The sequence below is a fragment of the Nocardia sp. NPDC004718 genome (assembly GCF_053601535.1).
Genome location: NZ_JBSGCA010000112.1, coordinates 1 through 6,271, shown reverse-complemented (window position 1 = coordinate 6,271; position 6,271 = coordinate 1). Strand labels below are relative to the sequence as shown.

General features: G+C 63.5%; 2 protein-coding genes and 1 pseudogene. All 3 read right to left on the bottom strand.

Going from position 1 to position 6,271, the window contains the following annotated elements:
- Positions 1 to 92: 92 nt before the first annotated feature.
- The 3 genes and pseudogenes from ACWEH3_RS35490 to ACWEH3_RS35480 all read right to left on the bottom strand — a co-directional run bounded on the left by ACWEH3_RS35490 (position 93) and on the right by ACWEH3_RS35480 (position 5,643).
- Positions 93 to 1,598 carry an amino acid permease gene (locus ACWEH3_RS35490; protein ID WP_450026722.1) on the bottom strand — a complete coding sequence of 502 codons (1,506 nt, stop codon included), beginning with the start codon at positions 1,596 to 1,598 and terminating at the stop codon, positions 93 to 95.
- 338 nt (positions 1,599 to 1,936) lie between these two features.
- A pseudogene (locus ACWEH3_RS35485) lies at positions 1,937 to 2,933 on the bottom strand (IS701 family transposase); the annotation flags it as partial.
- 229 nt (positions 2,934 to 3,162) lie between these two features.
- Positions 3,163 to 5,643 carry an ATP-binding protein gene (locus ACWEH3_RS35480; RefSeq protein ID WP_452358492.1) on the bottom strand — a complete coding sequence of 827 codons (2,481 nt, stop codon included), beginning with the start codon at positions 5,641 to 5,643 and terminating at the stop codon, positions 3,163 to 3,165.
- Between the last annotated feature and the right edge of the window lie 628 nt (positions 5,644 to 6,271).

Sequence of the window (6,271 nt, the reverse complement as noted above, 5' to 3'; positions counted from 1 at the left end):
TCTGTCGCAGGGAGACATGATCAACCAAGGGCTTCACCCATGATCACCCGGGGTATTGAGAACCCAGCTCAGAGGTGAGGTTAAAACTCAAGCTAAGTAACTGACCCATCCGCTGCGTCGGGTACGTTAAGTCGGCGAGAAGCGGTGTCAGCGAGTTGCTGGCGGTGGCGTTCATATGCGATGACGCCTACCCGTTTACGGGCCAGGTACCACCCGCTGATCAGCAATGGAACCATCACCGCCGCGGTAGCGATAACCGAAATGCTCTGTACTTGGTCTTTACTGAAGGCCATCATGCCTACCACTACACCCAGGAACAGTACCGTTGCTATGCTCGTATAGGGCGCACCGATCAACCGAAATGCCGGACGCTCCAATCTGCCCGCTCGTGACCAGCGCCACAATTGGATCTGGCAGGCAACGATCGCAACCCAGGTCGAGATAGTACCCAGAGCGGACATGTTCAGGACAATCTCGAAAACCCTCTCCGGGACCACCACGTTTAGACCAACACCAATCAGCGCGATTGTTCCTGTGGCGAGAATGCCGATATAGGGCACGCCAGCCTGGGACATCCGAGATGCCATGGCTGGTGCGCTGCCGTTCATCGACATCGAACGCAGAATGCGTCCGGTAGAATACAAGCCCGCATTCAGGCTGGAGAAAGCGGCTGTCAACACTACCACGTTCATGATCGAATCAGCTCCTCCCACGCCGAGTTCGGAAAAGAAAGTAACAAACGGGCTTTCGCCTGGTTTGAATGCCGTGTAGGGCAGGAGCAGTCCGAGCAATATCAATGAACCAATGTAGAACAGTGCTATGCGGGCGATGACCGAATTTATGGCCCTCGGCATGATCTTCTCAGGATTCTTCGCCTCACCGGCTGCTGTACCGACCAATTCTACCGCTGCGTAAGAAAAGACTACCCCTGTCGTGACAGTGACCAAAGGCAGTAGGCCGGCTGGGAACAGTCCGCCATGGTCTGCGATAACGCTCACGCCGGTGCGATCACCGTGAATGGTGGTCCGGCCGAGCAGGAAGACCGTGCCGACGACCAAGAAAGTCGCCAGCGTGATGACTTTGATAAGGGCCGCCCAGAACTCCACTTCGCCGAACCAGCGCACCGACGCCAAGTTGACACTCACAACCAGAATCAGTGCCGCCAAAGCGATCACCCACTGCGGAATCGCTTGGAAGGGATGCCAAAAATGGACATAGGTAGCGATGGCGGTGATGTCCACTATCCCGGTCATGCACCACTGGAAAAAAGACAACCAACCGGCCGCGAAAGCTATCTTTTCCCCATAGAACTCGCGAGCATACGAAACGAAAGAACCGGTGCACGGCCGGTATAAGACCAGCTCGCCGAGGGCGCGTAGGACGAAGAAAACAAACACGCCACACACGCCGTACACCAAGAACAACCCGGGCCCTGCGGTGGCTAGCCGACCGCCCGAACCGAGAAACAGCCCGGTGCCAATGGCACCGCCGATCGCGATCATCTGCAATTGACGCGGACGCAACGACTTGTGGTAGCCGGCGTCGTCGGTGACAGGTGCATTCGCTGGACCTTCCGAGGGAGATTGAACTGCTGCCATGGGACGCCTCTCAAGTGATGTCGAGCATATCGATGCTTAATGCACCGTAGTTCAACGGCGCATCATCCGGCGGCAGATTCAGTCGGTGGGTTAAATTCATCACTGAGAAGTAAATATTAAATTAATCCTATACTGGAAAATGTTAAAATAATCCTATGCATGGATATGCATCATATTATTCCCAGTGTCTGGGTGCGGTCACCAGCGAAGTCAAGTGGCTGGGATACCCAGACTGACCATGGCAGTGTCGTAGTCGTGGGCGCCCGCAACTTAACGTGACACCTAGCACGACAGTTGTAGTTCGTTCGGTAATCGGGTTTGTCGGGCGAGGTGTTGGTGGTGACGGCAAGGAAGGCGTGGGCCAGCATGGCCAGGGTGATGTGCCGGTACGAGGCGTCGTAGTTGCGCACTTGGTAGTGGTCGAGACCGCATTGTCCTTTGGCGGCTTGGAAGTCTGGCTGCGATCGATGGTGTCTGGGTGAAAGCACATGTATTAGGCGATATCCGCAGGATCGTCGAGAGATCGCCGGGTCAGCAGAGTGCGTACGAAACCGGCCGGGATGTCGTCGAGGACCGGCAGGGTGGCCCAGGCGAAGTCGTATTCGCGTTCACCCCGGACTCCGGGACCGGCCGAGACACGGTGCCATGCTCCGGATGGGGCGCAGCTGATCAGGGTATCGACTGTGTGGCGGCTATCGAGGTCGGTGAGGGTGTGCCTGACGGGGCTTCCACCACATCGGGCATCCGATGCGACTCCAGGAACGCCCTGAATCTGCCGTCACGCCCGTAGGCCGAATCGGCGGTCACCCACCCGGGCGATCACCCCTGCGGCCAGTGCCCGACCGATCATCACCTCGGCCAACCGTGGCTTGGTCAAACATCCTCACTGCAGTGGCTTTCGGGCACACCGGCGTAAACACAACGGTCACGGTCTGCGATCCACGACTTGAGCAAATACAACTCACGGTCGATCAACGCCCGGCCCGAGCGACCGGCATAGGCAAGGAACATACCCAGTTGCAAGTTCTCGATCCGGCCCGCAGTGCCCGAATACTGCCGCTGAATCCGGGCTGAGCGCAGTCCTGTTTTCGCAAATCCCGTCTCAGCGACCACCAGCACCCCATCCGGCGAAGCCAGCGCCTCGACCACATACGAGCGGACCTGATCGCGCACCTCATCGGAACTCCAAACGCGCCCGGTTCAGCAGATGCTGGCACCCGTCGGGACTCACCGCCCCGCTTCGGCCAGCTGCCGGGAGTTCTTCCGCTCCACCGGCGCCAGCAACTCCGTCACATACGCCCTCGCCCACCCCCGCAGCTCCGCCCGAACGCCCCGGCAACGCGGGCGAACACATCATCCAGACTCAACCGCCAACCGCAATACCCTGCGGCACAACATCTTCCAGCACACAAACAGTCTTCAGGTAACGAACTACAACTGTCGTGCTGAGCATCAATTGCTTATTTGGTATTGCTGCCCGAGCGGTGCCTAGCGATATTGCTGGATCGACCGCAGGGATCGGAATGTATTGAGCGCTGTCCGAGTGTATTTGAACCAGCCCCTCTCAGCGCCGTACGCGCAGCGGTTTCCGCGCGGCCTCCTGGCTCACCTGGTCTTGCCGGTCGGTGGGCACTAGAGCGCGGATGTCCTCGCGCGAGCTGATCATCAGTTTCTGTCGGATCGAGGCCATCTGGACGTCGACGGTCTTGTAGGAGCTGCCGCGTCGGGCGGCGATGGCGGTGTTGGTCCAGCCTGCCGCGGCCAGCACAGCCACGTCCTGTTCGGCCACCGACAAGTCCTCCCAGTGTGAGGGGCGGTGGCGCCGAACCGGGTGCTCCACGGGTAGCCGGTCCAATGACAGGTTGCCCAGCGCCAGCTGCGCCACCTCGCCGAGTTCCGGGCGTAGCAGCGCGCCCTCTCGCTGCGCCTCCGCGAATACGGTTGCGCCCAGAATCGCGCGGGCGGTGTCGGCGGCGAGGTCGGTCTCGATGGCGAACGGGCCGAGATTGGCGATGTCGATGCCGATCCGCTCCCGCAGCGTGGCGCCGCCGCCGAGCAGGCGCGCGACTTCGCGCGCCCAGTCCATCACTGCGCCGGATCGTTCGCCGTCGGTGTCGCGGATCATGCGCGCCACTGCCCACGCGCGAACGTGGACGGCCGATACCGTGCCCCATTGATCCCGGATCGCCAGCTGGGTGGTCAGCGCCGCTTGCGTCACGGCGAGCGCCTGACGCGGGTCGCCGTGTTTGGCCAGGGCCATCGCCCGGGCGAGTCCGACCCAGGATGCCGCCCATCGCGCTCCGGAGCGCTCGGCGTGCTCCAGATGCTGCCGGGAGATCTCCAGGGCCTCCTCGGAGGGGCCGAGTAACGCGGCGGTCAGCGCTTCGAACAGTTCGCTCATCGCGGCCCCACCATCATCGCCTGCCGTGGTGAACTTGTCGCGCGCGCGGGCCAGCACGGCGAGCGCACGCACATCGCGGCCAACCAGCATCAGCTCGGCGCCTCTGGCGAATTCGAGGGGGGCGGGCAGATCGAGATCACGGTCGTGCTCACGCCAGCCCGTCCGAGCGGCGGTGGACACGCACAGCGCGACGCACTCGTCGAGAATGCGTGCCGCGTCGTGGTGCAGGCCTTGGCACAGGCTGATCCACGCGATCAGCGACATCGCCGTCACCTGCAGTGGCACCGGCTGCGGGTCGAGGGCGCGGCTGGCGGCCAGCGTGCGTTCAGCCCAGTGGCGTGGTTCGCGCAGCGAACCGCTGAGGAACGGGATGCGCAGCGCGATCAGCCCGGTGGCGATCTCCAGCCCGATGGCGGCCTCCTCCGGCACCGTGAGGCTGCCCGCTATGGCGCACAGCACGTTGTCCCAGGCCGCGCGCGCCCAATCCAGCAGATCCTGCTCGTCCGGCCCGAACCATCCGGCTCGAGCCGCGACGACTTTGTCGCGGTAGTAGCGGCGGTGCCTGCTGGCCAGCCGGGCCGGTTCGCCGTCGCGTTCGGCCAGTCGCTGCTGGGCGAACAGGCGGACGCTCTCCAGCAGCGAGTACCGCACCGTTGTCGCGGTCAGATGCACCGTGACCAGTGATTGGTCCGCGAGCCGTTCGAGCAGGCCGTCGATCTCCGCGCGAGCCAACCCGCCCGGCTCGTCGTCGGCGCAGACGGCCTCGATCGCCTCCAGCTCCGCGCCGACGTCCGACGCCGCCGGGTCCATGTTCTCCGGGTCGGCGTCGTACCCGGCCGCGAATACCGACAGCCGGTCGAACAGCAGCCGCTCTTTGTCCCGGCACAGGTCGTAGGACCAGGCGATGACGTCGCGGATACCTTGATGCCGTGCCTCCGCGCCGATCCGGGGACCGTGGGACCAGCGCAGCCGCCGGTCGCTCGCCTCGCCGGTGAGGTCACGCAGGATCATCGGCAGCGGCTGCCGCAACAGCCGTGCGGCGGCCAGCCGGATGTAGAGCGGATGGTTGTGCACATGGCGGCAGATCTCCACCGCCAGCTCGGTCTCCTCCTCGGCGACGGTGTGCCCGGTGAGGTCGGCGCGGGCACGGAACAGTGTCAACGCCTGTTCCCGCGACAGCGCGGGCACCGGCACCAATTGCTCGCCGACCCAGCCGATCGCCTCGCGGCTGGTGGCCAGGACGGTGAGGCCCGGCGCGGCTTCCAGTAGGTCGGCGATCACCCGTCCCGCGCCGTCCAGCACGTGTTCGCAGTTGTCCATCACCAGGATCGTCTGCAGCGTGCGCCCGCCCGCATCTCGGCGGCGCAGCGAGGCCAGCACCGCCTCCCCGGCCGACCGTCCGGAGAAGTCGGCGTCGATGAGCGAGCGCGCGAGGAGTTCCTCGACCGCCGCAGCGCCGGTGCCGCGCGACAGTAGCGCCAGGCGCACCCAGTGCGCCGGGACACGCCGCGCCTTCTGGAACCGGTGCACCGCTTCCGTGGCCAGTCTTGTCTTGCCGATGCCACCCGCGCCGATCAGCGTGACCAGGCGGGTTTCGCCCAGAAACGCCATCCCGATCTTCTCCAGCTCGCGCTCACGCCCCACGAAATCACTGGCGACCGCAGGGGCGGAACCCCAGCCTGTCTGTTTTAGCGGCACCATACGCAGCATAGTCCACCCTCCAGCCATAGATCTGTGGGCATCGCTGACGGCCGGCGGCACGTGGGACAGATGTTAGTAAGAAGCTCATACGGACCACGTGCGGTCAAGAATTGACAAGCCTAGCCGGAGGTGCGTGACTGCCCCGGGGTCGTGCGCCGTATCCGGCCGGTGATCTTTCAAGCCTTGCAGAACTCGGCCTCTGCCCTGCCCGCCAGTAATCTTTGTCACACTGCACAGGCTCCCTCGCTTGAAGTCTATTCAGCTCGACATCGGCAAACGCCGCGCTTCCACCGAATCGAGGTTTCCGTCGACCGCCCCGAAATTCGATCTAGGGTCTGAGTCGTTCGACCAGCTTGAATCTTCCGAAGGGGGGCCGGTCGGCTCCCGGTCCCCCTCCGGCGGTCCCCCTCCGGCAAACTGGTGACTGGCTTACCTCGGCCAAACCGCTCGACTACTCCGACCCGGCTCAACCTGCGGTTTGCCGCTGCTAATGGGAGTTACCGGGCCAGCCAGTAGGGCAGACTCGGTGCCGGTAGCCCCGGCAGGTGAGCACTAACCTCACCTGAACTTC

What these genes read in the sequence shown, in the direction of transcription:
- ACWEH3_RS35490 (WP_450026722.1), bottom strand. Translation starts at nt 1,598, where the DNA reads ATGGCAGCAGTTCAATCTCCCTCGGAAGGTCCAGCGAATGCACCTGTC.